The sequence below is a fragment of the Aminobacter sp. MET-1 genome (assembly GCF_026521175.1).
In the GTDB taxonomy this organism is placed as follows: domain Bacteria; phylum Pseudomonadota; class Alphaproteobacteria; order Rhizobiales; family Rhizobiaceae; genus Aminobacter.
This window is the reverse complement of sequence record NZ_JAMSHL010000018.1, coordinates 1-24,769: the sequence shown is the minus strand read 5'-3', so window position 1 is coordinate 24,769 and position 24,769 is coordinate 1. Positions and strand designations below refer to the sequence as shown.

The following is a 24,769-nucleotide window of genomic DNA, read 5'->3' as shown; positions in this document are numbered from 1 at the left end:
CTACTGGACGTAGGATTTGTAGATGAAGCCGCGCTGGCCGTTGAAGACGATCTCGCACCATTTGGTGCATGACACGACTTCCACCGAAGCCTTTGCCGGGATGACTTCGAGTACGGCGCCGCCGGGCTTGGAGCGCATGTTCACAGAACGCTTGATGGTGATCTGGCCGCCGGCCTGGGCCTGCTGGGCTGGCTTGGCCGCTGCAGGCGCAGCCTCGGGCGCCATTTCGGCGTCCGCGGTCTCGTTTTCGATTGCCTGAACGGCTGCAGTGGCACTGGCATCCGGCTCGACCAGAGCCAGGGCATCGGTCTCGACCGGATCCTTGGCTATGACTTTTTCGGCGCCGGGGATTGCGGGAATGGCCTCGAGCGGCTTGTTGGCGCTCGCCGCCACCACCTGGGCCCAGCGCGGATCAGCGGCCAGCGGCATGTCGGTCGCCTCTTCGGCCATGGCGCTGGACACAATGATCGACGAGCTGGTCGAGGCCAGCCGGTTCTGGCGGCCTGTAGGCTCTGCCGTGATGGTGGTGATCTTGTCTTTTGCTGGCTCGGCCCCCGGCTGGACTTCAGCGCGGCGCACTTCCTGCGCGCTGTTGGCGGAATGCTGTCCGAGGTGGGGAACGATGAAAAGCGCGGAAACGGCGGTCACGCTCATCAGAGCGGTCATCGCCAACACGCCGCAGACCAAGCCACGGTTCGGCGCGTTGTCGCGCCAGGATGACTGGTCGGTTTTCGTGAACATCATCGAAGAGCGCGGCTGATTGGCAGCGCCCGACCTGAAGGGCATTCTCACAAACAACTCTCCACTAGGCCCCGTTTGCTCGAAAATACCGAGCGTCCCACCCGCCGTTCCAGCCCACGAATCTACGCCGCGTGACCGAAGAACAGTCCAGACAGTGCCTTATTGGCTCGTCCCACACCCTGCATCATGGATAGCGATTGTGGCAGAGCTTGGACCCGATTGCGACCTTCCTGAAATTTTTGCTAATCGCCAAGCGAATTCTGTGCGTAAGTCACGACTATCGTAGAATGCCATTCCGGCTGGAACTATGCGCGTCCGGCCGGGCACACCGAGCGTAATCTAATCTGTTGAATCTGAACATCATTCTGGCCGGAAGCCGAACTCGGTTCCCGGACGGGGCGTCAATCGTTCGCCTTGGCTTTCTCGGCGCGGCCGCGCCGCCAGGCCAGGAATTCGTCCAGCACGACCAGGGCGGCACCTACGGAAATGAAGGCGTCGGCAAGGTTGAAGATGGCGAACGACCATACAGGCGTGTGGAACAGGATGTAGTCGATGACGTGGCCGTAGACCGTACGGTCGATGAGATTGCCCAGCGCGCCGCCGACGATCAGGGCAAAGCCGAAGCGCGAAATGGTCTGCTCCGGCGTGGTCTTGATGGCGAGAAAGGTGACGAAGGCGACGACCGCGCCGGTCAGCACGATCAGGCCGGTGTCGCCGACATTGGAGAACATCGAAAACGCGATGCCGGTGTTGTAGGTGCGGTAGAGCGCCAGGAAGGGCAGCAGGTCGATCTTCTCGTGCATGACCAGATTGGCCTCGACGAGCACCTTGATCCACTGGTCGATCGCAACCGCGAGCGCCGTGACGATCCCGTAGAATGCGACTGGCTTCACCGGCGGCTCCTAAAGCTTCAGCGCGCCGCGCCGGATTTCAAACAGCATGACGCCGGTGGCGACCGCGAGATTGAGCGAATCCGCACGGCCCGCCTGCGGGATGCGCAGCAGCTTGTCACAGGCGTCGGCCAGATTGTCGGGCAGGCCCTGCTGCTCGTTGCCCATCATCAAAAGCACCGGTCGCGTGCCGAAATCGACCGAACGATAGTCGACCGCGCCTTTGAGATGCGTGCCGGCGACGATGCCGGCAAAACCCTTGCGCCATTCGAGGAAGGCATCCGGGTGCGTCTTGGCGACCGGCACCGCGAAGATCGAGCCCATGGTTGCGCGCACGGTTTCAAGCGAGAACGGGTCAGTGGTGTCGCCGACCAGGATGACGCCCTTCGCGCCCACCGCATCGACCGTGCGGATGACGGTGCCGAGATTGCCGGGGTCGCGCACCCGGTCGAGCGCCACCCAGACCTCGCCGTCCTTGGGCCTGATGTCCCTGAGCGGCACGAAACGCTGGCCGAACACGCCGACGACAGCCTGCGGATTGTCGCGGCGGGTGATCGCGGTGATGACCTTTTCCGACACTTCGAGCACATCGCCGCCGGCGGCACGGGTGCGCGCCGCGACCTTCTCGATGGCCGGATTGCCGAGGCCTGACTTGGCGAAGATCAGCGTCTTGATCGTCCAGCCGAGGTCGAGCGCGTCGATGACCAGCTTCAGGCCTTCGGCGATGAAGGCGTTCTGCTGGTCGCGGAATTTCTTCAGCGCCAGCGACTTGATGTCCTTGACCAGCGGGTTGGCAAGGCTCGTCACTTCCTTGACGCGGCCGGGCGCTCCGGTGCGATGTTCGCTCATTTGGCCACCCAGCGTGAGAAAAGCGATGTCGAAAGCGCCCGTCCGGCCGATTTCTCGCGGATGACGAGTTCGCCCGACTCGATGGTGCCGCCCATGCCGGCGAAGGTGTCGCGCATCAAAGCGTGGATGGCAAAGAACGAGGCGCGGATCGAATAGGCCGTCAGCACCACCGCCAGCGGCTTCGGCGTCAGGATCGAACGGCAGATGTCGGTCATGGCGGGCAGGCTCTCGAACAGCTGCCACACCTCGCCTTTGGGTCCGCGGCCATAGGCCGGCGGATCGAACAGGATGATGTCGTAGCGGCTGCCGCGGCGCTCCTCGCGCTCGACGAACTTCATTGCGTCCTCGCAGATCCAGCGGATCGGCTTGTTGGCGAGACCGGCCATCTCCTGGTTCTCGCGCGCCCAGCCGATGGCCTTTTTCGAGGCGTCGACATGGGTGACCTCGGCGCCGGCGCGGGCGGCTACCAGTGAGGCAAGCCCGGTATAGCCGAACAGGTTGAGCACCTTCACCGGGCGCTTGGCCTCCACGATCATCCGCGCCATGTGGTCCCAGTGCGTCGCCTGTTCGGGGAATACGCCGACGTGGCGGAACGAGGTGAAGCGGCCCTGATAGTGCAGCCCGTCATGGCGCATCGGCCATGTTTCGCCGAGCGGTTCCTTGGGGAAGCGCCAGCGGCCCAGGCCCTCTTCATCGGTGTCGCCGGTGAAGACCGCGTCGGCGCGGTCCCATTCCTTTGCCGGCAGCGCGCGCTGCCAGATCGCCTGCCCCTCGGGGCGCACGATGCGATAGGGGCCGTATTGTTCGAGTTTCTGGCCGTCGCCCGAGTCGAGCAAGGCGTAGTCGTCGTTGGGCGCGACTTCGAGGATCAGCGGCAGGCGCTCGGCCGGCAACTCTCCTTCGCGGCGCGTAAGCTTGCGTGGTTCCGACCTCGGCTCGACCTGATGCCTTGGCTCGGACTGATGCTTGGGTTCTGGCTTATGGTCCTGGCGCGGAGCTGGCCTCTGCTCCTGCCTGCGCTCCGGCTGCCGCTCGGTGCGTTCGCGCGCTTGCGCGGGCGCGGCACCGCTCTTGCGGGGCGGTTGCGGGCGGCTGTCGCGGCGTTTGTCGCGCGGATGCTTCAAGGAACGGCGTCTCCAGATGGTTGGCCGCTTTTGACACAGGCCATCTCGCACCGCAACCGGACGGGCGGTCGCGGGCAGGTCGCGGCTCTCTCAAAGCCCTGATGGTGAACCCGTTGGACGATAAGAGCTATTGAAGGGCTTTCGCCACTCCATGCCTTCCGGCGATGCATGCCGCGGCCTATCGTACACGCCAAACTCGCCCGAGAATCATGTCGCGCTCCGAACGCCTGCTCGACCTCATCCAGATCTTGCGCCGCCACCGCCGGCCGGTGAGCGGGCTTGTGCTTGCCGGCGAGCTGGATGTATCGATCCGCACGCTCTACCGTGATATCGCCACCTTGCAGGGGCAGGGCGCGCCGATCGAGGGCGAGCCGGGGCTGGGCTATGTGCTGAAGCCCGGCTTCATGCTGCCGCCGCTGATGTTCACCGACGAGGAGATCGAGGCCATCGTGCTTGGATCGCGCTGGGTGGCCAAGCAGCCTGACACCAGGCTTTCGGCGGCTGCGGCCGACGCCTTGGCTAAGATCTCTTCCGTCCTGCCCGACGATTTGCGCGAAGAGCTCGACGCCACCGCGCTTTTGGTCGGCCCAAGTGCCGAGGCGACGCGTGAGGGCGCCGACCTCGGGATCATTCGCAAGGCGATCCGCGGCGAGCGCAAGCTCGAGATGACCTATGAGGATGCTTCGGGAGCAAGCTCGCGACGCAGGGTGTGGCCCTTTGCGCTCGGCTTCTTCGACAAGGTTCGGGTGATGGTGGCGTGGTGCGAGATGCGGCAGGATTTCAGGCACTTTCGTGCCGACCGAATCTCAGACCTCGCTGCCACCGACACGCGTTACCCTCTCCGTCGCGCCGTCATGCTGAAGGAATGGCGGGCGACGCTCGGCACCTCTAGGAAGCTTTGAACGCTACTGCCAGAATCTGACAGTGGCGCCGGCTACACCTGTCCTCGTCCCAACAAGGAGAGCACAGATGCGCAGTCCCAACTTCATCATCCTCTATGTCGACAGCCCCGAGACCAGCGGCGCCTTCTACGCCAGGCTGCTCGGCCGCCAGCCGGTCGAGACATCAGCGACCTTCGTCATGTTCGTGCTCGACAACAGCTTCAAGCTCGGCCTGTGGTCGCGCCACACCGTCGAGCCGGCGGCAACTGCGGCAGGCGGCGGAGCCGAACTTGTCTTTGCGCTGGCAACCCCTGACGCCGTCGACACGACGTGTGCCGAATGGGCCGAACACGGGCTTGATATCCTGCAATCGCCCGGCAACATGGATTTTGGCCGCACTTTCGTGGCGCTCGATCCGGATGGCCATCGCCTGCGCGTCTACTGCCTCGACGAAGCAGCTGTGGCGCAGCCATGAGTACGGGCATGAGCACCGGCAACTGGCTGGCCGTCGCCTCGGCCGATCATGTCCGTATCGGCCGGGCCAGCGGCTTCATGCAGGTCTGCCACGGCAAGGCAGGCCCGCTGCGCCGGATCGGCGCCGGCGACGGCGTGGTCTATTATTCGCCGTCGACAGTCATGGGCGGCAAGGATGGGCTGAAATCCTTCACGGCAATCGGCCGGGTGCGACCGGGCGAACCCTATCGTTTCGACATGGGTGGAGGCTTCGTGCCATCCCGCAAGGATGTCGATTGGGCCGTTGCACACGAAGTGCCTGTCGCAGCGCTCGCCGGGCAGCTCGATTTCACGGCGGGGCCCAACTGGGGCTACCAACTGCGCTTCGGCCTCTGTCCGCTCAGCGAGCACGACTTTCGCCTGATCGCGGAAGCCATGGGTGCCGACGTCGAGTTCAGGCTTTCGGCTTGAGTGACTTGTAGACGGCGATGCCGGCGGCGAGATCCTCGAGAGCGGCGCCCACCGACTTGAACAGGGTGATCTCGTCCGCCGACTGGCGGCCGGCCTTCTGGCCGCGCGCGAGTTCATGCAGGTCGGCTATGATGGCGTCGGCCTTGAGCACGCCGGACGCGATCGGCTGGACGATGTCACCGGCTTCCTTGGTGGCGCCGGCGCGGGTGTCGACATAGACGCGCGCAGTCGAGATGGCGTCGTCGTCGGCCTCGCGCATGCCGGGCGTGAAGCCGCCGACGAGGTCGACATGGGTGCCCGGCTTCAGCCTCGCACCCTTCACCAGCGGGGTGGTCGAGATCGTGCCGGCGGTGACGATGTCGGCCCAGCCGAGCTCTGCATCGAGGTCGGACACCGCCTTGGCGTCAAAGCCTTCGCTCCTCAGCGACGCGGCCAGCGTCTCGGCATTGGCGATCGTACGGTTCCAGATCCGGATTTCCGTGATCGGGCGCACGGCTGCGTGGGCGCGGGCCAGGAACCGGCACTGCGCGCCGGCACCGATCACCAGGAGCTTCGAGGCGTCCTCGCGGGCGAGGTAGGTGGCAGCCAGCGCCGAGGCGCAGGCCGTGCGCCACTGGGTCAGCCGTGGGCCATCCATCAAGGCCTGTGGCTCGCCGGTGACGCCGTCGAGAAGCAGATAGATGCCGACGACCGCCGGCTTGGCGATATCGTTGTTGTCAGGCGAAACGGTGACGATCTTGACGCCGATATGACCCTCGGCAGCGGCGGCGGGCGCCTTGAAGTCGGTCCAGGCCGGCATCAGAAGCAGCGTCGAGTCAGTACCCTTGGCGCGCTCGACCGTATGATGGTGGCGCACAGGCTGCACCGCACCTTCGCGAAAGGCGGTTCTCAGCGTTTCGACAAGACCGGGAAAGGTCAGTGCCCGGTCGATATCGCCGGCCGAAAATTGCAGCATGGATTTTCCCCCAGAAGGCGCCTGGCGCCGGTCAGTGCGGGCGCGGCAGTGCCGGGCCTTGCGGTGCGGCCGGCGGACGCTGGCTCGCCGCCTGGCGCAGGCTCTCGGCCTCGAGGCTGCGCTGGCGCGCCACCTTGCGGTGACGGCCCTGCTTTACCCAGGTCACCGCGCTGCCGAGGATGACGCCGAGCCCGAGCGCCAGGAACAAGAGCACGAACAGCGGCGCCTGTACGGTCAAGCCCGGATTGCCGGGATTAAAGGGGTCGAGCGTGAAGGCGATGGGCGCGCGGTTGGCCACGGCGAGCGCAATCAGCACGATCGCCAGGGGCACCAGGACCACGATGAGCATGACGCGGTTAAACATGGGCATTCCCGATTGAAACTGGCGGCGACCGTAAATCGACTATTTGGCCGCGTTGAGGCGCTCGCGCAGTTCCTTGCCGGTCTTGAAGAACGGCACCCACTTTTCCTCGACCTCGACGGAATCGCCGGTGCGCGGGTTGCGGCCGGTCCGGGCCGGACGGTTCTTGACCGAAAATGCGCCAAACCCGCGCAGTTCGACGCGGTTGCCTTCGGCCAGTGCCTCGGTGATCTCGTCGAAGATGGCGCTGACGATATTCTCGACGTCCCGCAGAAACAGATGCGGATTGCGAGTGGCAATAATTTGCACAAGTTCGGACTTGATCATGCGCGCGGTCCCCGTCGAAATGTCGATGATTTTATTTGTTTTTCAATTGCCTGACACAGCTTTTTCAGGGTGCCAGAGCGACAGCATACCGTCAAGGAACAAGCGTTCGGCGCCCATTTCCTTGATGATTTCGGACGAGAAGTCGCCGACGCCGAACGCGCGGCCGAGTGCCTTGGCCAGCGAGTTCGGCAGGAAGAAGCTGCCCGTGCGGGCGGGTTTCCATTCGACGACCGTCAACTTGACGTCGACTCCCTTGGTGCCGAGCCAGGCAATGGCCTGGTCTTCACCGCCGACCTCGTCGATCAGCTTGTTGGCGAGCGCCTGGCGCCCGGTGAACACCCTGCCGTCGGCAAGCGCCGTGGCATCGGCCTTGGACATCGCGCGGCGGTCGGCGACGATGCCGACGAACCAGTCGTAGCTGTCCATGATCATGTTGCGGACCATTGCGCGCTCGTCGTCTGTCGTCGGCTTGAAGGGCGAGGGTGCGGCTTTCAGCGGCGACGATTTCACTTCCTCGAGCTTGATGCCGAGCTTGTCCATCAATCCGGTCAGGTCGGGATATTGCACCAGCACCCCGATCGAACCGACGATCGAGGACTTGCGCGCCACGATGTGGTCGGATGCGGACGCAATCATGTAGCCGGCCGATGCGGCAAGCGTGCCGACCTGCGTCACCACGGGCTTCTCGGCGGCGAGCTTGCGCACGGCGTCGAAGATCGCCTCGCCGCCGGCGGTGGTGCCGCCGGGCGAATCGATCGACAGGATCACGCCCTTGACCGACGGCGACTTGCGGATTTTGTCGAGGCGGTCGAGCAGGTCCTCGTCCTCGGTGATCGTGCCTTCGATCCTGACCTTGGCGATGTGGTCGCTGGCCACGCCCGGTAACCTGTCGCCGGCCATCCAGGTCGAGACGGCGACGATGGCCAGTGCAGCAATCACCAATGCGGCAATACGCCAGAAGGTCAGCTTGCGCCGCAACCGGCGGCGGTCGATCAGATCGTCGGCTCTCATGGACATCGCGTGCCTCGAATTTTGCTAAGTCCAAGGCTTTTAAAGCAACGTCCCGGCGAGAGCCACCGCTTTCCTGACGCAGCTGCCGTTGCGGGACGTTGGTTTTCTGGAGTAAATACCCATATTGCAGGTTGCATCTTGGCTGCCGGAAGCTTCGCGATTCGTGCATTTGACTGCAACTCCTTGACCTTATGGTCATATTTTCGTGGCTTTCATCCGCTTCACGGTGCCGTGCCTGAAACGGCACAGACAGAACGGCACAGACAGTTCGAAGAAGGGCTTTGGCGTTGGCGCGACCAATCGAGACGAGCGGCGGCGGTGGCGGCGTTGCGGTGGAAACCGCGATCGCGCTTGCGACTTCGCGCGCCGATGCCTTCGACAGGGCGACCCGCCATTCGCGCCGTGTCCGCTTCCTGAAGCTCGCTCTGCCGCTGGCGGCGGTGACGCTCGCGGTCCTGTTCGGCGGCTATTCCTATTTCGCTGCCCCGCCGGCGCTGCAGGTCAAGGCCGAAGGCGCTGCCTTCTCCGAAGGCAAGCTGGTCATGGCCAAGCCGCAGCTCAACGGTTTCACCCGCGACAACCTGCCTTATTCGATGACGGCCGATCGCGCCGTGCAGGATCCGGGCAACCAGGGCGTGGTCGAGCTTCTGGGCATCGATGCCAATCTGCCGATCTCGGCCAAGGACGTCGCCAAGGTCGATGCGACGCGCGGTGTCTACGATCGCGATGGCAACACGCTCAATCTCACCGACGACGTTACTGTAAAGACCAGCGACGGGATGGTAGCGCGGCTCAAATCGGCGTATCTCGACATGGGCAGCGGCGCGATGAAGACCGATCAACCGGTTGAAATAAGCCTTGACGGTTCGACCATCAGGTCCGATTCGATGTCGATGCATGATAACGGCAAGGTTGTCGTCTTCGAAAACAGGGTGCGCGTGGACATTGATCCCGCGCGGATGAAGGCGGCGCGGGTTGGCAGCGGAGGCGGGAGTGCGGGCAATTAATTCGTGGCGGTCTATGGCCGCCCTATCGTTCATGGGGCTGGTGCTCGCCACTGGCGGTGCCCATGCCCAGGACAGCCAGAGCAGGCTTTCGGGCCTCAAGCTTTCTGGCGACCAGCCGATCCAGATCGAGAGCGACAAGCTCGAGGTTCGCGAATCGGAAAATCTGGCGATCTTCACCGGCAATGTCAGCGTCACCCAGGGGCCGACGGTGATGAAGTCTGGCAAGATGACCGTCTATTACGCCAAGGACGCCAAGGGCGGTTCGGCCGCCACGGGATCGGCGGCCATCGACCGGCTTGAAGTCGACGACAAGGTTTATGTGAAGTCCGACAAGCAGGTGGCGACCGGCGACCGCGGCACCTTCGACATGAAGACCGAAGTGCTGGTGATGTCCGGCAAGGAGGTCGTTCTGTCCGAAGGCGACAATGTGTTGGTCGGTTGCAAGCTTACCGTGCAGATGAAGACGGGCCTGGCCCAGGTCGACGGCTGCACCAAGGGCGCCGGCGGCAACGGTCGTGTGATGATGTCGATCACACCGAGTTCGCAGAAGAAATAATGTCCGATACATCCTCGCTGTTGTCGCGTCTTACGCCCGGTTCGGCGCGCAAACCTGCCGCGCCTGCGGCCATCAGTGGCACCAAGAACGGCACGTTCAAGGGCACGCTGATCGCCAAGGGCCTGACCAAGGCCTACAAGGGCAGGCAGGTTGTCAGCGGGGTGACGCTCGGCGTTCGGGCCGGCGAGGCTGTTGGTCTGCTTGGACCCAACGGTGCCGGCAAGACGACATGCTTCTATATGGTCACCGGCCTCGTGCCGGTCGACCAGGGCACCATCGAGATCGACGGTTTCGACGTCACCCACATGCCGATGTACCGCCGGGCGCGCCTCGGCATCGGCTATCTGCCGCAGGAAGCCTCGATCTTCCGGGGCCTGTCGGTCGAAAACAACATCCGCGCCATTCTTGAAGTGGTCGAAAAAAGCCACAAGGAGCGCGAGAAGACCCTCGATTCGCTGCTCGAGGAGTTCCACATCAGCCATCTCCGGAAATCGCCGTCGATCGCGCTGTCGGGCGGCGAACGCCGCCGCCTCGAGATCGCCCGCGCGCTCGCCAGCCGGCCTAACTACATGCTGCTCGACGAGCCCTTTGCCGGTGTCGACCCCATCGCGGTGGCCGACATCCAGCAGCTTGTGCGCCACCTGACCAAGCGCGGCATCGGGGTGCTGATCACCGACCACAACGTCCGCGAGACGCTCGGCCTCATCGACCGCGCCTACATCATCCATGCCGGCGAAGTGCTGACCCATGGTCGCGCCGACGAGGTGGTGTCGAACCCCGACGTCCGCCGGCTCTATCTCGGCGAAGGCTTTACGCTTTAGGGCCTGTTTCCCGGCGGGTTGCCCTCTGAAGGGGCAGTCCCGGTGTCGCATCGCGGGCAAAGCGGTCAATATGGTTCCGGCAAAACCCCAATCTGCTTGACATGCAAAAGCCGGGCCAGTTTTATCGAAGCTGGCAGGCGAGCCGGTTTTCGGCCGCATGAAAAAAGGGATCGGGTCAGGCAGAACGATGGCGCTGTCGGCGAAATTGCAGCTGCGGCAGTCCCAGTCGCTGGTCATGACCCCGCAGCTGATGCAGTCGATCAGGCTGCTTCAGTTCACCCATGCCGAGCTTGAGCGCTTCATCGACGACGAGATCGAGCGCAATCCGCTGCTTGATCGGGCCGAAACCCCGGACGACGTCGCCACCGACCAGTTCCCGAAGATCGAGACACAGGGCGAAGCTGCCGGACAGTCGAATGACGACTGGTTCGAGGGCGAGGCCGGCTGGAGCTCCGAGGCCATCTCGGAGAAGCTCGATACCTCGCTCGAAAACCTGTTCCCCGACGATCCCGGCACCGTAGAGCATGTCGGCCCCGAACTTGCCATGCAGTGGAAGTCGGCGTCGCCGGGTGCTGCCCCTGGCGGCGGGGGCGACGGTTTCGACATGGAGGACATGGCTGCTGCGGCGGTGACGCTGCGCGATCATGTCGGCGAACAGGTCGCCTTTGCGTTTGCCGATCCGGTGGAGCGGCTGGTGGCGGCGGAGCTGACGGATTGGCTGGACGAGGCAGGCTATTTCCGTGGCGACGCGGCTGACATCGCCGAACGCTTTGGCGTCGACGAGGCGTTCGTGCTTGCGATGCTGAAAGGCTGCCAGGCCTTCGATCCTGCCGGCCTGTTTGCCCGCGACCTGGCCGAGTGCCTGCGCATCCAGCTTGCCCGCCGCGACCGGCTCGATCCCGCCATGGCAGTTCTGGTCGACAATCTCGAGCTTCTGGCGCGGCGCGACTTCCAGAGTCTGCGCCGGCTGTGCGGCGTTGACGAAGAGGATCTGCTGGCCATGCTGGCTGAGATCCGAGCGCTCGACCCCCGGCCAGGCGGCGCCTTTGCCGTCGGCGCGGCCGACACGGTCGTGCCTGACGTCGAGGTGCGCCAGGCGGCCGATGGCAGCTGGGCTGTGGAACTCAACCCGGAGACGCTGCCGCGCGTGCTGGTCGATCAGGTCTATTTCGCCCAGGTGACCGGCCGTGCCAAGGATGCGACCGAGCGCAACTTCCTCGCCGAGTGCCTGCAGAACGCCAACTGGCTGACCCGCAGCCTCGACCAGCGCGCCAAGACGATCCTCAAGGTCGCTTCAGAGATCGTCCGGCAGCAGGATGCCTTCCTGGTCCACGGCGTACGCCATCTCCGGCCGCTCAACCTGCGCACGGTGGCCGATGCCATCAGCATGCATGAATCGACTGTAAGCCGCGTCACCGCCAATAAGTATATGCTGACGCCGCGTGGCGTTTTCGAACTGCGTTACTTCTTCACCGCGGCAATTGCTTCGGCCGAGGGCGGCGATGCCCATTCCTCGGAAGCCGTACGTGACCGCATCCGCCAGATGATCGAGGAGGAAAAGCCCTCCGAGGTGCTGTCTGACGATGCCATCGTGGACATTCTGAAGAAGGACGGCGTCGACATCGCCCGCCGCACCATCGCCAAATACCGCGAGGCCATGAACATTGCGTCCTCGGTGCAGCGGCGGCGCGAAAAGCGTGCTTTGGCCGGCCTTGCCGGTTGAGTCCGGTGGCGCAGGTTCGCGGATTCCGTGCGTTGATTGACAATCCCTAATGAAGTGTCTAGAAGCCCGCCCGCATGAAGGGGGGGCTGAACCCGCCAAGGGTCGATGCCGTGCGAACTGGCTTGCGATGCGAGCCGGAACGCTGTGGGGCAACCCATCATCGATCGGGAAGTTCGGACTTAATTTCGGTGTGCCAAGCGAGCCAGCGCTTGTTTGCACCGGCCACGGGTATAAACTCGGACGAGTTTGAAGTCTGAACAGAAAAGGTCAGTTTTCAGATGAGCTTGCGTATTTCGGGAAAACATATGGATATCGGCGATGCGTTTCGTACGCGCATCGAAGGTCGTATCGGCGAAGCGATCGATAAATATTTCGATCGTGGATTCTCCGGACACGTCAATGTGGTGAAGGCCGGGTCTCGCTACACCGCTGACTGCATGGTGCGGTTGGATTCGGGCATGTCGCTGCAGGCGACCGGAGAGGCCCAGGAACCGACCGCCGCATTCGATGTGGCGGCCGACAAGCTCGAAACCCGCCTGCGGCGCTACAAGCGCAGGCTCAGGTCGCATAGCTCGGGGAGCGGCAACGGTGCCTTGACGGACGTTGCCTATTCGGTGGTCGCGCCGCTCGGCGACGACGAGGACGAAATCCCTGAGGACTTCGCACCCGCAATCGTCGCAGAATCGACGGTGGTTCTGAAAACCATGTCGGTGGCCTCGGCTGTCATCGAACTCGACACCAAGGACACCCCGGTCGTGGTGTTCCTCAATGCTGGCAACGAACATCTCAACATCGTCTACCGCCGGCCGGATGGAAACATCGGCTGGATAGATCCCTCGACCGCTAAGGTCGGCCAGGGATAGTCGATACCGACCGTATGCGGGGCGTTTGGGGCCATGCGGCGGTATGCACAGCAAGGGATATTTCAGAATGGATCTGAGTGATCTGATCGAGGTACCGGCAATCATGCCGGCCTTGAAGGCGAACTCCAAGAAGCAACTGCTTCAGCTTCTCGCCGAAAGGGCCGCTACGATTTCCGGCATCCCCGAGCGGGAGGTGTTCGACACCATCCTACAGCGCGAGCGTCTCGGCTCGACTGGTGTCGGCAACGGAATTGCCATCCCGCATGGAAAGCTCGCAGGGGTAAAGCGGATTACCGGTGTCTTCGCGCGGTTGGAAACGCCTGTCGATTTCGAAGCGCTCGACGACCAGCCGGTCGATCTCGTCTTTCTGCTTCTGGCGCCCGAAGGGGCGGGCGCCGATCACCTGAAGGCGCTGTCGCGCATCGCCCGCGTTCTGCGCGATGCCGATACCGTGGCCAAGATCAGGGGCACGCGCGATGCAGCTGCAATCCATGCGCTGCTGTCCGAAACGCCGGCCTCGCACGCGGCCTGATTTCGCCCAATCTTGGAAAAAAGCCTGGAGGGGCCGCGATTCGCGGCCCTTTTCCGTTCAGGCTGCCGTCTAAGCCAGGCCAGGCGTCAGGCGTCCTTCCGGACGCGCGGCGCACTAGTGGATGGCGACGGTGGTCAGATCGTTTTCCATCGCGCCCGCAAGCGCGCGGTCACGGGCATCAGACAACAGGATCGGTTCACCGGTCGCGGCAAACAGCGCCCACAGCTCGAGGCCGGGATCGATCTCCGTCAGGCCGGGGAAACGGCCGCGCAGATCGTCGCTGTTGACCTTTCTGAGATAGGCGACGGAGCCTTCGCCGAGATGGGCGAGTTCGCCCGTGGTCATGATGAGTCTCTGGACAGTATTTGGCATTTCAGCCTCCTTCTAGCGAGGATGCCGACGCGGCCATCCCGCATGAGAGCTTCGGCAACAGCTATTCTGCTACCGATATGTTTATTTTCCGTACCAGCCTTTCTGCTTCCGGCCGGTCGAGATCGACCGAGAGCAGTCCGTTCTTCAGTTCGGCCGCGATCACCCGCATCCCGTCTGCCAGCACGAAGCAGCGTTGGAACTGCCGTGAGGCGATGCCGCGATGCAGGAATTCGCGCTCCTTGTCGTCGCTCTGTCGACCACGAACAATGAGCTGGTTCTCTTCGACGGTGACATCGAGATCGTTTTCGGCAAAGCCGGCCACCGCCAGAGTGATCCGCAGCCTTTCGCCCCGCTCATCCGCGCTTCTGATGCGTTCGATGTTGTAGGGGGGATAGCTGTCGCCCGTCTTGGCAAGGCGCTCCAGCGTCTTTTCCATCGTATCGAAACCCAGAAGAAGCGGGCTCGAAAAGGGCGTCATGCGGCTCATGTTACAACGTGTCCTCTTGGAGCGACATAAAGCGGAAAAACCCGGATGGCATTTCTCCGCCTGTTGCTGATATGGTCCGCCGCTTCGGCAACTTCAAGACTACAGAACCTGCCCAATAAGGAAAGAAAATGCCCGAACCGCGCAAGATCATCATCGACACCGACCCCGGTCAGGACGATGCCGTCGCCATATTGCTGGCGCTCGGAAGCCCCGAGCTCGAAATCCTGGGAATCACCGCTGTTGCCGGCAATGTTCCGCTGAAGCTGACCGAGACCAATGCCCGCAAGATCTGCGAACTGGCCGGCCGTCCCGACATCAAGGTTTTTTCCGGCGCCATCCGCCCGCTGATGCGCGAACTGGTCACCGCCGAGGAAGTGCACGGCAAGACCGGCCTCAATGGCCCCGAGCTGCCCGAGCCCCAGATGAAGCTGCAGGAGCAGCACGCCGTCGACTATCTGGTCGAGACGCTGATGCGCGAAGAGGCCGGCACCATCACGCTGTGCCCGCTCGGCCCGCTGACCAACATTGCACTCGCCATGATCCGTGAGCCGCGCATTGCCCCGCGCATCAAGGAAATCGTGCTGATGGGTGGCGGCTTCTTCGAGGGTGGCAATGTTACGCCGTCGGCCGAGTTCAACATCTATGTCGACCCGCATGCGGCCGACGTGGTGTTCCGCTCGGGCGTGCCGATCGTGGTTATGCCGCTCGACGTCACCCACAAGGCGCTGACCACCACCAAGCGCATCGACGCCTTCCGCAAGCTTGGCACCAAGGTTGGCCTCGCCACCGCCCAGATGCTGGAGTTCTTCGAGCGCTACGACGAAGGCAAGTATGGCACCGACGGCGGTCCGCTGCACGATCCGTGCGTCATTGCTTACCTTATCAAGCCCGAGCTGTTCCAGGGCCGCTTCGTCAACGTCACCGTCGAGACGTCGTCGGAGCTGACCATGGGCATGACCGTGATCGACTGGTGGGGCGTCACCAAGCGCCCGAAGAACGCCACCGTCATGCGCGACATCGACCATGACGGTTTCTTCGCGCTTCTGGTCGAGCGTCTCGGTCGGCTCTGAGCGGGCCAAGCGACCAGCAACAAACAAGGGGCGGCACCAGGCCGCCCCTTTTTCATTTCTGATGCAGGGCGAGGTGCCGTTATCTTGTCCTCGAAAATGCCAGCCACACGCCGCCGCCGACAAGGAACGTGCCCGATATGCGGGTCATCAGCTTGAGGCGCTTGGCCGACAGGAACTTGCCGGCGCGGCCGGCGGCGATCGCGTAAGCCGAGTCCGACATGGCGGCGAAGACCATCGCGGTGATGCCCATGATGACGATCTGCTGCGCGTAGTTGGCGCTCGGGTCGATGAATTGCGGAATGAAGGCGCCGAAGAAGATCAGCGTCTTGGGATTGGAGATGGCAACCAGGAAGCCCTGCAGGAAGAAGCCGCCGCGCGGCCGCTTTGGCAATCCGTCGGCGGCGAGCTCGCCGCCCGAGCGGAACATCTGGATGCCGAGCCAGATCAGGTAAGCCGCGCCCAGAAGCCTGACCCATTCGAACCAGTGGCCCATCGCCTCGATCATCTGGTTGAGGCCGATGCCGACGATGGCGATCATTGCCGCCACGCCGATCTGCGTGCCAGCGGCGTTGGCCAGCCCGGCGCGCGTGCCATGCCTGATGCTCGAGGCGATGATCAGCGTGACGGTCGGTCCCGGTATCAGCACGATGACGATGCAGGCGACGACATAGGCGGCGTAGAGTTCGAGCGACATTTCCGTTCCTCCAGATGTCGCTCGATAATAAGCACCGAGATTTTGCGCGTGTCCAGAAGCGGCGGCATTCAACCCCTGAGTGCCGTGTCCACTTCGCTTGCCAGAGGGATCGAGGGCTGCGCGCCTGGCTTCAGGCAGGCCAGCGAGCCGGCAGCAGCGGCGCGCTTGAGCGCATCCTCAAGGCCAAGCCCGGCGGAAAGTCCGGCTGCGAGATAGCCGCAGAAGGTGTCGCCGGCGCCGACGGTGTCGACAGGGGTGATCTTGAGTGCGTCGACATGAATGATGCCGCCGTCCTTGGTTGCCAGCACGCCTTCGCCGCCGAGCGTGACGATGAGGGCGGCGCCGGTGCGGCGGGCAAATTCGCTCATGCGCTCCGGGCGTTCGCCGGCCGGCAGGGCCAGCGCTTCGGCATAAAGGTCGAATTCGGTTTCGTTGGCGACGACATAGTTGGCCTTGCCGACAAAGCCCGCGGCTTCGGCGCGGAAAGGCGCCGTGTTGAGCAGGGTGATCGCGCCGGCCTGACGCGCCGCGCCGATCGCTGCGTCGACCGTCGACAACGGAATCTCGTGCTGCAGCAGCACGATGTCACCCTTGGCGAACTTGGCCTTGTCGAGGTCTCCCGGCACGACCGTGCCGTTGGCGCCGGGCACCACGGCGATCATGTTCTCGCCGTCGCCGCCGACCAGGATCAGGGCGATGCCGGTCGCCGCATGCATCTCGGCCACGCCGCCGAGATCGACGCCGCCATCCCTGAGATATGCGAGCGCTTCGCCGGCGAATGCATCCTTGCCGACTGCACCCACCATGCGGACCGGGGCGCCGGCACGGGCGGCGGCGAGCGCCTGGTTGGCACCCTTTCCGCCCGGGGTCGACTTGAAGTCGCCGCCGGGCACGGTCTCGCCCGGTCCGGGCAGGCGGCCGACGGTGGCGATGAGGTCGAGGTTGATGGATCCGACAACGGTGATCACGGCAGTCTCCTGAAAAGTCGGGCGGAAACTAGCCTGTGTTGCGCGCTCTTGCCAGATGGCGCGGCGTCATTCGCAGCGGAAGACGACCTGTGCCTGGTAGGGGCCGGCGGGGAAGATGCCAGTCGACTTGGTGGCGGTCAGGTTGACCGGGACGATCCTGGTTCCGTTCGACACGCGTGTGACCGTGCTGCCGCCATAGGTCACGCCATCCACGGTGTAGGTGGAGGCGAAGGTCACGTTGGTATCGCCTCCGCTCGGAGCCGACAGGAAGTTGACCGGTGCAGGCGCCGACAGGCCATAGCAGTCGAGCAGGTTGAGGAGGCTGCACAGCAGCGAGCTGGTGGTCACGCTGACCGATGCGGCGGCGGCGCCCGATTGCGTGGAGCCAAGCGTGTTGATGGTGGGATTGGCTGTCAGCGTCCCGTTCGACGTGATGTTGATCGTGCAGGTGCCGATGATGGCGGCTTGCGCGGGCGTGCTGACGAGGCCAAGGCACGCGATCCAGAAAGCGCGGGTGCCGGTGCGCATGATCATTGTCCTGGCTGTTTCTGTGGCTTCTGCGTGCCGTCGGTCCAGCCGCTTTCGGCCCAGCCAGACTTGGAATGCTGCACCGAGCCGGTGATGTCGCCGCCACCGTTGCCCTGGCCGCCAAGCCCCATCTTCAGAAGCTGCAGTTCCATCTGAAGCCGCGCCACTTCGAGCTCGTAGAGCCTTGCGCAGTCGAGCCGCTTCGGCGTCCTGCCGATTGGGATGACCACGCGGCCATAGGTGGCGATGTCGGTGTTGTTACGGCCACTGCCCTGGATCACGCCGACATCGAGATAGGCGCCGTTGCCCGAAACCGCCGAGCGGCAGGTGGTGCCGTCGGCGGCGCGCACCTCGTCCTGGCCCTGGGGCAGGGTCACGCCCGGGAGAGTGAACCCGTTCTGGTTCTGGTTGAGGTTGTAGACGTCTTCAGCCCATGCGGTGACTGGCGCAGTTGCGGCCAGGCACGCGAGCGTCAGAAACGCCGCTGTCCCAGGAATTTTCCGCATATCTGAGCCTTTATCTGCGTCTGTTCGTTGGGGAATGGAACGCTTTCGGTACAGATACGCACTTTACGCTCGGAAGCGCCGTCGAACGGAATGACGACGAGGACAGGGCGCGAGGCCTCGGCGCCCAGCATGAAGCTGTTGGGTGCGACATCGGCCTTCACAGGCTGGAAGTTCTGGTCATAGACACGGACGTCGACCCGGATCTTCGTGTTGTAGGGGTTTGCCGGAAACACCCTGACGGCAAAGGCGTCGGTGAAGCTCGTGACCTCGCCGCGCATCGGCGACATCGACTGTCCCAGGGCCACTGGGCTGAGCATGGCTGCGGTGACAAGCGGGAGCAGGAAACTGGCCTTCATTGCGTGCTGCTCCTTTGGCTACTGGCAGGTGACGACGACGGTGGCGGAATAGTTGCCGCTCGCGAACACGTCGGTGCCGCCCTTTGTGCCGGTGAGGTGCACGGTGACCGTGTCGACCCCGGGCGTGGTGATCGGCGTTGCCGCTGATGTTTCCGCGATCGTGTGTGTCCCGGTCGCCAGATATGTCGACGTCCATGTCGTCGCCGCCGTGTCGTGCGCCGGAACCGTGATCGATGTCGCCGACCCGACGCTGAGCGAAACGCCGCCGGTGGTGGTGATCGTGACCACGCCTGCCACGCCGCCGGCATTCTTCGAGCTCAAGGACTGCAGGCTGGGGCTGACGGTCATGACGCCGGCCGAGTTGTTCACGACCATCGTGCAGATGGCGGCCACGGTGCCGTTGAAGGTGATGTTGCCGGTGGCGGCCGACGCCGTCTGGATCGATGCGCCGGCGGTGAGGATCAGTCCGGATGTGAGTATGCAGTATTTCATTCTGCTCTCCCAGGATGGCGCTGGTGTCGCGTTCCTGGGTCGACCGTGCTCCCGGTATGGTTAATTTGGTGTTAACACCAAATTGTTCGCCAGAGTTCGTTTGTGTACGTTGCTTTTTACTTGACGCAAAAGAAAGTTTTTTGACACTGTGTCAGTGAATAAAATATTCGATATTAGATATTTGCTTTATGGGTACAAAGTAAAAATACAGAATATCGTCAAAATGAGGTGTTGTCGGCGTAGGAAGTTAGGAACCGGCTTGAGCTTTGGTCGTTGACAGGTTCACGATAGGTGGCCGCCTCCCCAGGGCATTGTTCAACGTTGAATGACTGTCATCGCCAAAAGCTCGCTCATGCGTAACAGCTCATCTAGGGAAGACTGGCCAGGCACAGCGAGTTTTCAATCTTTTGTTGGCTTGCGTTTGAGCTGCAACTTGGCGGTGAGGTCGCGCGAAATTCATCGCGCGACCTTGCCGGCCTCCCAACCGAGGATGGCGCGCTTGCGCGTCAGGCCCCAGTGATAGCCGGTGAGCGCCCCTGATTTGCCCAGCGCGCGATGGCAGGGCACCACGAAGGACAACGGGTTGGCGCCCACTGCTGCGCCCACCGCGCGGCTCGCCGTGGGTTGGCCGATGTCCTTGGCGATGGCCTGATAGCTGCAGGCTCGCCCCATCGGGATCTTGAGCAGCGCTTCCCAGACGCGCAGCTGGAAGTCCGAACCGATCATCACCACACGGAGCGGCTGGTCGGCGCGCCACTGGCTCGGCTCGAAGATGCGTGCGGCATAGGGCGCGGTCGCACTCATGTCCTCGACATAGGTGGCGTTCGGCCACCGACCAGCCATGTCGGCGAAGGCCGCACGCTCTTCGCCGGCATCGTTGAACGACAGGCCTGCGAGGCCGCGATCGGTCACCATGATCAGCGCCACACCGAAGGGCGAGATGTGGAAACCATAGCGGATGGTCAGGCCGGCGCCGCGTGTCTTGTAGTCGCCGGGCGACATCGCCTCATGCGTCACGAACAGGTCGTGCAGCCGGCCTGGCCCGGACATGCCGAGTTCGAACGACGTCTCCAGCAACGGCATGCCGTCGTCGAGCAATCGGCGCGCATGGTCGAGCGTCACGGCCTGCAGGAAGGCCTTCGGCGAAAGTCCGGCCCACCGGCTGAACAGCTTCTGCAGCGAGGTCGGCGTCTCCCCGACTTCGTCGGCGAGCGCTTCCAGCGATGGCTGCTCGCGATAGTCGAGGCTGATCTTCTCGATCACCCGCCGGACGGTCTCATATTCCGAGCCGGTGGGTGTGATGTCTTTTTGCAATGTGGCGACAGGCATGATCTTTGTCTGGGCGTTCATGGCTTTATCTCCTTGAACGCCAATATCACCCCGAGGTCGAGGCTTTCCCACCCGATTCCTGCCGAAAGGCTGAGCTTCCTTCGTACTTTTCCAGGAATTGCGTCAGCGGGTCTTTGCCGTCGCCAGTGCACGCGAAAAAGCCTTGGCAAAGCTTTCGCGATCATCGGGATTGAGGAAGCTGCCCAGCGACACGCTGTTCTCGCGCGACACGACCGCCATGCCGGTGATGCCGATCTCTTCGTGGCGGGAGATGGCGAACCGGGTCCAGAACGGATTGAAGTGGAACTGCTCGGACTGGCCCGAAGGGGCGGTCTTGCGGATGTCGAGGCTGGTGCGAGAGACGCTGACCTCTTCGCGTGTTCGGGCGGCGCGATAGTTGAGCCGGAAGGCTATGTAGAGGCCGATGACGTCGAGGCCGAAGAAGCCGAAGATCGGCCATGCGCCGTTGCTTAGGAAGACGATGCCGGTGACGACCCAGCCGAACATCAGCGCGCCCATCAGGATCATGAACCCGGTGTGGCCCATCGACCTGTATGGCACAAGCAGAGCCTTGAAGAATGGCTCGTCGGCGGCGAAGGTGGCGTTTGTTTCGCTCATGCCTGTCGATTATAGAAGCGCCATGAAAAACCCCAAGACAAAAGATGGTGCGCGGACGGCACCTGCGGGTCGCAGCCAGGTTTCGAAGGCAAAGCCCAAGCCTCGTACGACCCGCCGGCGTTCACTCTATTCGGCCGATGAGGTGCGCGAGATCTTCCGCCGTTTCGCCGTCCAGCGGCCGGAGCCGAAGGGAGAGCTCGAACACGTCAATGCCTTTACCCTTCTTGTCGCGGTGGTGCTGTCGGCGCAGGCGACCGACGCCGGCGTCAACAAGGCGACGCGTGCGCTTTTCGCCATTGCCGACACGCCTGAGAAGATGCTGGCTCTCGGCGAGGAAAAGGTCGGCGAGCACATCCGCACCATCGGGCTCTGGCGCAACAAGGCCAAGAATGTGATCGCCTTGTCCGAGGCGCTGATCCGCGACTATGGCAGCGAGGTGCCCGACGATCGCGACATGCTGACCAAGCTGCCCGGCGTCGGCCGCAAGACGGCAAACGTGGTGCTCAACATGGCCTTCGGCCACCACACCATGGCCGTCGACACGCACATCCTGCGCATTGGCAACCGCATCGGGCTGGCGCCGGGCAAGACGCCCGATCAGGTCGAGCAGGGGCTCTTGAAGATCATCCCCGACGAGTTCATGCGTCATGCCCATCATTGGCTGATCCTGCATGGGCGTTATGTCTGCAAGGCGCGCAAGCCAGATTGCTGGCGTTGCGTTATCGCCGACATCTGCAAGTCGCCGGAGAAATCGACCGATGTGCCGGCGCCGCTTGTGCCGCTCGACGATATCGATGAGATCGAGGTGGCCGAAGCCGAAGTGGTGGCTCAGTAGCCGCGCGCCATTGCCGCCGCGAAGACAGGGATCAGCGCGAAGACCACAGCCTCCATCTTGAGGAAGCTGCGCACGCGCAGAACGTCCGCGTCCGGAATGACATAGCTTTCGGCGTTCGCCGCCCGCCAGCGCAGGATGCGGATGGTCGGCACGATCGACAGCAGCCCGACCAGCGCGAAGGCGGCCATCTTGGCCCAGAAGGTCGGGTTGTAGACGTAGAATTCCCATCCCTTGAGGCCAAAATAGACCCGCGATGCGCCGATGATGATCAAGAGCATGGCAAGCGCGCCATAGGCTGCGTCGATGCGGGTCAATATGGCCAGTGCCCGCCCGCCAAGCCCCGGCCGGATCAGGACCAACTCTGCCGCGATGACGCCGGCCAGCGCAAAGGCGAGCAAATGATGGGCAATGGCTAGAACGAGATCGGTCACAATTGCCTCGCTTGGCTGCTTCGCACGCAACCATATCAGCGGCCGTGCTGATGTCGCTACTGACAGAGACTGTCAGCAAGGCTGGCACTCGGCCGATTGACTGGAAGGGCAGGATTTGGCCATTTCATGCACCATGGCCCTTATCCGCGATCTCAACCCTATGCCCGACTGGATCCGCAGCGAACTCGTTTCGCGCGGGGTGTTCGAGGCTTACGAGGCGCGGCCGGCCTACCAACGAAACGACTATCTTGGCTGGATAACCAAGGCCAAGCTCGAGGTCACCCGCCGCAAGCGTCTCGACCAGATGCTCGACGAACTCAAGCGTGGCGGCGTCTACATGCGCATGGCGTGGAACGGATAAAGCGCCGATCAGCCTGGCGAAAAGGTCCTCTGCTTTTCGCAGGGGTGGATTTTCGCAGGGGCGGATTATGAAAGCGAATTCTGGCCTGCCGGATGGCCGGCCACCTGTGCTAGAGGCGGGCAAAGACGCATGGAGCCCTAGAGATGACCGCCTTTTCCCTTTCAGATATCCCTGTCATCGAAACCGAGCGGACGATACTCAGGCCGCACCGGCTCGCGGATTTCGATGCCTACGCGGAAATGTGGGCCGACCCTGTCGTCACCCGTTTCATTGCCAAGCCGCGCACGCGCGAGGAAAGTTGGCAGCGCTTTCTGCGTCATGCCGGTTCGTGGTCGCTGATCGGCTACGGCTTCTGGGCAGTCGAGGACAAGGCTTCTGGCCGCTTCGTCGGCGAGGCCGGCTTTCACGATCTCAAGCGCGATCTCGTGCCGTCGATCGAAGGCCTGCCGGAAGCCGGCTGGGGTTTCGCCGCCGACATGCACGGCAAGGGGCTGGCGAGTGAAGTCGTCGGCGGGTTCGTCAAATGGGCTGACGGCCGTTTCCCGCGCACCGTCTGCATCATCGATCCGAACAATGGCGCGTCGCTGCGCGTGGCAGAGAAGAACGGCTACCGCGAATACGCCCGCACCACCTATCACGGCGAGCCGACGATCATGCTCGAGCGCCACGGCTGAGCTGGAGCCAGCCACGGCGCTCGGCATTGATAGCCTTCGGGTCAGCGGCGAGCCGCCGTCTCCGGCACCGGCTTGGCGCCGCCGATGCGTTCCCAGCGTCCGCCATTGCCCTGGGCCTGGCGGGCGAAATATTTGTAAGGTGTGTTCGACCAGTCGCGCACCGAGCTGGTCAGGTTGTCGAGGATCAGGTCGCCTTCGCTGGTGCGCACGGTCAGCACCGTATGACCGTCGCCCCGGTAGCGGGCCACGGTTATCAGCAGCGCCGACGCCGGCCAGCCGCGCTTCATAAGCTCGTGCTTCTTGAGGATAGCGATGTCCTCGCAATCGCCTGTGGCGCCGGCCATGCGCCAGTCGTCTTCCTTGCCGACCGTGGACATGTCGCTTCGTTCCGACACACGCGAATTCACCGACCGGTTGACCTGCTGAAGTTCAGCCTTCCGCTCTGGTGCGAGGTCGATAACTTTCTGGCCGCCCTTGGTGCTGCAAAGGCGTGGGTTGCTGCTGCAGAATGGGTAGAAGGCCGGCGGCGCGAAGGCGCTTCCGGTTGTCGTCATGGATGTTCCGGCCTCGGCGGCGAAGGTGGTGGCAAACGAAGTCAAAAGCGCGGCTAGCGCGATGTAGCGTTTCACAGTTGATGTCCCCGATGCGTGGATTAAAGGGTGCTGTAGGGTGGTTAATAAGGCGTTGCTAAAATTCGGATCGGGCTGAACCGAGGCAGGTTGGTTAACAAATTGTAACTTGATTATATAACATTTGAAGAGGCTAGATGAGCGTGGTTGCGGCACCCCCTCCCAAGGAGACAGCAAATGTCTGCAATCAGGGAATCGATAGCCAAAGCACTATTCGTGGCGCTTTCCGTTTCAGGTTCATCTCTTTACATAACGGGATATGCTAGCGCTGCCGTTCCGCAACGCATGGCAGCCGCCCAATGCAGCCCTTTGACTGGCTCCAACTATCAGAGCTGCTGCCTTGCCATGAATCGCTCGGAGATTCTGACGCAGGCTCAGCTCGACCAATGCCCGCCCTGGACGACGGCGGTTATTGTTGCAAATACGTTGCCGGATTCGGAGGGAGGTGACGATAGCGTTACCCCGATTGTTCCCCCTACTGTGACGCCGCCTGATGACGGCCACCACCACCATCACCATCATCATGGTGGCGGCGACGGCGATGACCATCACCATCATCACCACCACCACCCTGGCGATCATGATCACAATGGTGACGACCATCATGGCGATCATGACCACCATGACCGTGACCACCATGATCGCGATCGCGACCATCACGATCGTGACCACCATGACGGCGATCGCGACCATCATGACCGCGATCACCATGAAGGTGACCATCATGAAGGCGGCGACCATCACCAGGGTGGCGACCATCATGAAGGCGGCGACCACCACCAGGGTGGCGACCATCATGAAGGCGGCGACCACCACCAGGGTGGCGACCATCATGAAGGCGGCGACCACCACCA

Annotated in this window: 34 protein-coding genes; 14 read left to right on the top strand and 20 right to left on the bottom strand. The window is 63.1% G+C overall.

Features of this window, described 5'->3' with window-relative positions; translation table 11 throughout:
• The 4 genes from NDO48_RS21935 to NDO48_RS21920 all read right to left on the bottom strand — a co-directional run bounded on the left by NDO48_RS21935 (nucleotide 1) and on the right by NDO48_RS21920 (nucleotide 3,604).
• Nucleotides 1-744, bottom strand: a complete 744-nt coding sequence (locus tag NDO48_RS21935; protein ID WP_157632668.1) for an SH3 domain-containing protein — start codon at nucleotides 742-744, stop codon at nucleotides 1-3.
• 398 nt (nucleotides 745-1,142) lie between these two features.
• On the bottom strand, nucleotides 1,143-1,634 hold the full coding sequence (gene lspA, locus NDO48_RS21930; protein ID WP_018425919.1) for a signal peptidase II: 492 nt from the start codon (nucleotides 1,632-1,634) through the stop codon (nucleotides 1,143-1,145).
• 9 nt (nucleotides 1,635-1,643) lie between these two features.
• On the bottom strand, nucleotides 1,644-2,480 hold the full coding sequence (locus NDO48_RS21925; protein WP_018425920.1) for a TrmH family RNA methyltransferase: 837 nt from the start codon (nucleotides 2,478-2,480) through the stop codon (nucleotides 1,644-1,646).
• Nucleotides 2,477-3,604 (bottom strand): class I SAM-dependent rRNA methyltransferase, encoded by a 1,128-nt coding sequence (locus NDO48_RS21920; RefSeq protein WP_018425921.1) that lies wholly within the window; start codon nucleotides 3,602-3,604, stop codon nucleotides 2,477-2,479. The genes NDO48_RS21925 and NDO48_RS21920 overlap by 4 nt, the downstream gene beginning before the upstream one ends.
• A 209-nt stretch (nucleotides 3,605-3,813) precedes the next feature.
• Between NDO48_RS21920 and NDO48_RS21915 the strand changes: the two genes are divergently transcribed.
• From NDO48_RS21915 to NDO48_RS21905, 3 genes are all read left to right on the top strand, one after another.
• On the top strand, nucleotides 3,814-4,506 hold the full coding sequence (locus NDO48_RS21915; RefSeq protein WP_267322345.1) for a helix-turn-helix transcriptional regulator: 693 nt from the start codon (nucleotides 3,814-3,816) through the stop codon (nucleotides 4,504-4,506).
• Between the two features lie 67 nt (nucleotides 4,507-4,573).
• The gene (locus tag NDO48_RS21910; protein ID WP_267322344.1) at nucleotides 4,574-4,960 is read left to right on the top strand and encodes a VOC family protein; all 387 of its coding nucleotides are present in this window, start codon (nucleotides 4,574-4,576) and stop codon (nucleotides 4,958-4,960) included.
• An 8-nt stretch (nucleotides 4,961-4,968) separates the two neighbouring features.
• Nucleotides 4,969-5,409 carry an EVE domain-containing protein gene (locus NDO48_RS21905; protein ID WP_267322343.1) on the top strand — a complete coding sequence of 147 codons (441 nt, stop codon included), beginning with the start codon at nucleotides 4,969-4,971 and terminating at the stop codon, nucleotides 5,407-5,409.
• Here NDO48_RS21905 and NDO48_RS21900 read toward each other — a convergent pair.
• The 4 genes from NDO48_RS21900 to sppA are packed head-to-tail and all read right to left on the bottom strand — an operon-like array spanning nucleotide 5,393 to nucleotide 8,069.
• Nucleotides 5,393-6,364, bottom strand: a complete 972-nt coding sequence (locus tag NDO48_RS21900) for an ornithine cyclodeaminase family protein (RefSeq protein WP_267322342.1) — start codon at nucleotides 6,362-6,364, stop codon at nucleotides 5,393-5,395. The genes NDO48_RS21905 and NDO48_RS21900 overlap by 17 nt on opposite strands.
• A gap of 31 nt (nucleotides 6,365-6,395) precedes the next feature.
• Nucleotides 6,396-6,728, bottom strand: coding sequence for a lipopolysaccharide assembly protein LapA domain-containing protein (locus tag NDO48_RS21895; protein WP_018425926.1), 333 nt, complete (start codon nucleotides 6,726-6,728; stop codon nucleotides 6,396-6,398).
• Nucleotides 6,729-6,767: 39 nt separating this feature from the next.
• Nucleotides 6,768-7,052, bottom strand: a complete 285-nt coding sequence (locus NDO48_RS21890) for an integration host factor subunit beta (RefSeq protein WP_018425927.1) — start codon at nucleotides 7,050-7,052, stop codon at nucleotides 6,768-6,770.
• A 42-nt stretch (nucleotides 7,053-7,094) separates the two neighbouring features.
• Nucleotides 7,095-8,069 carry a signal peptide peptidase SppA gene (gene sppA, locus NDO48_RS21885; RefSeq protein WP_026226783.1) on the bottom strand — a complete coding sequence of 325 codons (975 nt, stop codon included), beginning with the start codon at nucleotides 8,067-8,069 and terminating at the stop codon, nucleotides 7,095-7,097.
• A 281-nt stretch (nucleotides 8,070-8,350) separates the two neighbouring features.
• On the opposite strand from sppA, the gene lptC reads away from it, so the two are divergent.
• The 6 genes from lptC (at nucleotide 8,351) to ptsN (ending at nucleotide 13,565) form a co-directional block, all read left to right on the top strand.
• The gene (lptC, locus tag NDO48_RS21880) at nucleotides 8,351-9,070 is read left to right on the top strand and encodes an LPS export ABC transporter periplasmic protein LptC (protein ID WP_018425929.1); all 720 of its coding nucleotides are present in this window, start codon (nucleotides 8,351-8,353) and stop codon (nucleotides 9,068-9,070) included.
• Between the two features lie 13 nt (nucleotides 9,071-9,083).
• Nucleotides 9,084-9,626, top strand: a complete 543-nt coding sequence (locus tag NDO48_RS21875; protein WP_198292836.1) for an LptA/OstA family protein — start codon at nucleotides 9,084-9,086, stop codon at nucleotides 9,624-9,626.
• Nucleotides 9,626-10,447, top strand: coding sequence for an LPS export ABC transporter ATP-binding protein (gene lptB, locus NDO48_RS21870; protein ID WP_018425931.1), 822 nt, complete (start codon nucleotides 9,626-9,628; stop codon nucleotides 10,445-10,447). The genes NDO48_RS21875 and lptB overlap by 1 nt, the downstream gene beginning before the upstream one ends.
• 187 nt (nucleotides 10,448-10,634) lie before the next feature.
• Nucleotides 10,635-12,170: an RNA polymerase factor sigma-54 gene (gene rpoN / locus NDO48_RS21865; RefSeq protein WP_267322341.1), complete on the top strand. Its 1,536-nt coding sequence runs from the start codon at nucleotides 10,635-10,637 to the stop codon at nucleotides 12,168-12,170.
• Nucleotides 12,171-12,448: 278 nt separating this feature from the next.
• Entirely contained in the window at nucleotides 12,449-13,033 is a 585-nt protein-coding gene (hpf, locus tag NDO48_RS21860; RefSeq protein WP_026226785.1) for a ribosome hibernation-promoting factor, HPF/YfiA family, read from the top strand.
• A 67-nt stretch (nucleotides 13,034-13,100) separates the two neighbouring features.
• The gene (ptsN, locus tag NDO48_RS21855) at nucleotides 13,101-13,565 is read left to right on the top strand and encodes a PTS IIA-like nitrogen regulatory protein PtsN (protein WP_018425934.1); all 465 of its coding nucleotides are present in this window, start codon (nucleotides 13,101-13,103) and stop codon (nucleotides 13,563-13,565) included.
• Nucleotides 13,566-13,679: 114 nt separating this feature from the next.
• Here ptsN and NDO48_RS21850 read toward each other — a convergent pair whose 3' ends face one another.
• Together NDO48_RS21850 and NDO48_RS21845 are read right to left on the bottom strand one after the other, a co-directional pair.
• Entirely contained in the window at nucleotides 13,680-13,937 is a 258-nt protein-coding gene (locus tag NDO48_RS21850; protein WP_026226786.1) for a DUF1150 family protein, read from the bottom strand.
• Nucleotides 13,938-13,998: 61 nt separating this feature from the next.
• Nucleotides 13,999-14,424: an Hsp20 family protein gene (locus NDO48_RS21845; RefSeq protein ID WP_018425936.1), complete on the bottom strand. Its 426-nt coding sequence runs from the start codon at nucleotides 14,422-14,424 to the stop codon at nucleotides 13,999-14,001.
• Nucleotides 14,425-14,552: 128 nt separating this feature from the next.
• Here NDO48_RS21845 and NDO48_RS21840 point away from each other — a divergent pair, with 128 nt between their 5' ends.
• Nucleotides 14,553-15,494, top strand: coding sequence for a nucleoside hydrolase (locus NDO48_RS21840; protein WP_018425937.1), 942 nt, complete (start codon nucleotides 14,553-14,555; stop codon nucleotides 15,492-15,494).
• 79 nt (nucleotides 15,495-15,573) lie between these two features.
• On the opposite strand, the gene NDO48_RS21835 is transcribed toward NDO48_RS21840, so the two are convergent.
• The 8 genes from NDO48_RS21835 to NDO48_RS21800 all read right to left on the bottom strand — a co-directional run bounded on the left by NDO48_RS21835 (nucleotide 15,574) and on the right by NDO48_RS21800 (nucleotide 20,985).
• A complete protein-coding gene (locus NDO48_RS21835; protein WP_267322340.1) occupies nucleotides 15,574-16,188 on the bottom strand; it encodes a LysE family translocator in 615 nt (204 codons plus the stop codon).
• A gap of 68 nt (nucleotides 16,189-16,256) precedes the next feature.
• On the bottom strand, nucleotides 16,257-17,156 hold the full coding sequence (locus NDO48_RS21830; RefSeq protein WP_267322339.1) for a ribokinase: 900 nt from the start codon (nucleotides 17,154-17,156) through the stop codon (nucleotides 16,257-16,259).
• A 66-nt stretch (nucleotides 17,157-17,222) separates the two neighbouring features.
• On the bottom strand, nucleotides 17,223-17,684 hold the full coding sequence (locus NDO48_RS21825) for a hypothetical protein (protein WP_198292837.1): 462 nt from the start codon (nucleotides 17,682-17,684) through the stop codon (nucleotides 17,223-17,225).
• A gap of 2 nt (nucleotides 17,685-17,686) precedes the next feature.
• Complete coding sequence (locus NDO48_RS21820) at nucleotides 17,687-18,190, bottom strand: hypothetical protein (protein WP_040455939.1); 504 nt, start codon at nucleotides 18,188-18,190, stop codon at nucleotides 17,687-17,689.
• Entirely contained in the window at nucleotides 18,157-18,546 is a 390-nt protein-coding gene (locus tag NDO48_RS21815) for a hypothetical protein (RefSeq protein ID WP_018425942.1), read from the bottom strand. Before NDO48_RS21815 ends, NDO48_RS21820 begins: the two co-directional genes overlap by 34 nt.
• An 18-nt stretch (nucleotides 18,547-18,564) precedes the next feature.
• The gene (locus tag NDO48_RS21810) at nucleotides 18,565-19,038 is read right to left on the bottom strand and encodes a hypothetical protein (protein WP_018425943.1); all 474 of its coding nucleotides are present in this window, start codon (nucleotides 19,036-19,038) and stop codon (nucleotides 18,565-18,567) included.
• A 456-nt stretch (nucleotides 19,039-19,494) separates the two neighbouring features.
• Nucleotides 19,495-20,388: a methylated-DNA--[protein]-cysteine S-methyltransferase gene (locus NDO48_RS21805; RefSeq protein ID WP_018425944.1), complete on the bottom strand. Its 894-nt coding sequence runs from the start codon at nucleotides 20,386-20,388 to the stop codon at nucleotides 19,495-19,497.
• A 102-nt stretch (nucleotides 20,389-20,490) separates the two neighbouring features.
• The gene (locus NDO48_RS21800) at nucleotides 20,491-20,985 is read right to left on the bottom strand and encodes a DUF2244 domain-containing protein (protein ID WP_018425945.1); all 495 of its coding nucleotides are present in this window, start codon (nucleotides 20,983-20,985) and stop codon (nucleotides 20,491-20,493) included.
• Between the two features lie 22 nt (nucleotides 20,986-21,007).
• Between NDO48_RS21800 and nth the strand changes: the two genes are divergently transcribed.
• The gene (gene nth, locus NDO48_RS21795) at nucleotides 21,008-21,820 is read left to right on the top strand and encodes an endonuclease III (RefSeq protein ID WP_267322338.1); all 813 of its coding nucleotides are present in this window, start codon (nucleotides 21,008-21,010) and stop codon (nucleotides 21,818-21,820) included.
• Here nth and NDO48_RS21790 read toward each other — a convergent pair.
• Nucleotides 21,814-22,254 (bottom strand): DUF2214 family protein, encoded by a 441-nt coding sequence (locus NDO48_RS21790; RefSeq protein WP_267322376.1) that lies wholly within the window; start codon nucleotides 22,252-22,254, stop codon nucleotides 21,814-21,816. The two genes, nth and NDO48_RS21790, sit on opposite strands and share 7 nt — an antisense overlap.
• 112 nt (nucleotides 22,255-22,366) lie before the next feature.
• Between NDO48_RS21790 and NDO48_RS21785 the strand changes: the two genes are divergently transcribed.
• Nucleotides 22,367-22,612, top strand: a complete 246-nt coding sequence (locus tag NDO48_RS21785) for a YdeI/OmpD-associated family protein (RefSeq protein WP_267322337.1) — start codon at nucleotides 22,367-22,369, stop codon at nucleotides 22,610-22,612.
• Between the two features lie 143 nt (nucleotides 22,613-22,755).
• Nucleotides 22,756-23,286, top strand: coding sequence for a GNAT family N-acetyltransferase (locus NDO48_RS21780; RefSeq protein ID WP_018425949.1), 531 nt, complete (start codon nucleotides 22,756-22,758; stop codon nucleotides 23,284-23,286).
• A 41-nt stretch (nucleotides 23,287-23,327) separates the two neighbouring features.
• Here the strand turns inward: NDO48_RS21780 and NDO48_RS21775 are convergent, their stop codons facing one another.
• Complete coding sequence (locus NDO48_RS21775; protein WP_267322336.1) at nucleotides 23,328-23,915, bottom strand: transglutaminase-like cysteine peptidase; 588 nt, start codon at nucleotides 23,913-23,915, stop codon at nucleotides 23,328-23,330.
• 493 nt (nucleotides 23,916-24,408) lie between these two features.
• Between NDO48_RS21775 and NDO48_RS21770 the strand changes: the two genes are divergently transcribed.
• Nucleotides 24,409-24,769 (top strand): hypothetical protein (locus NDO48_RS21770; protein ID WP_267322335.1); only part of this gene is annotated, 361 nt, incomplete at its 3' end.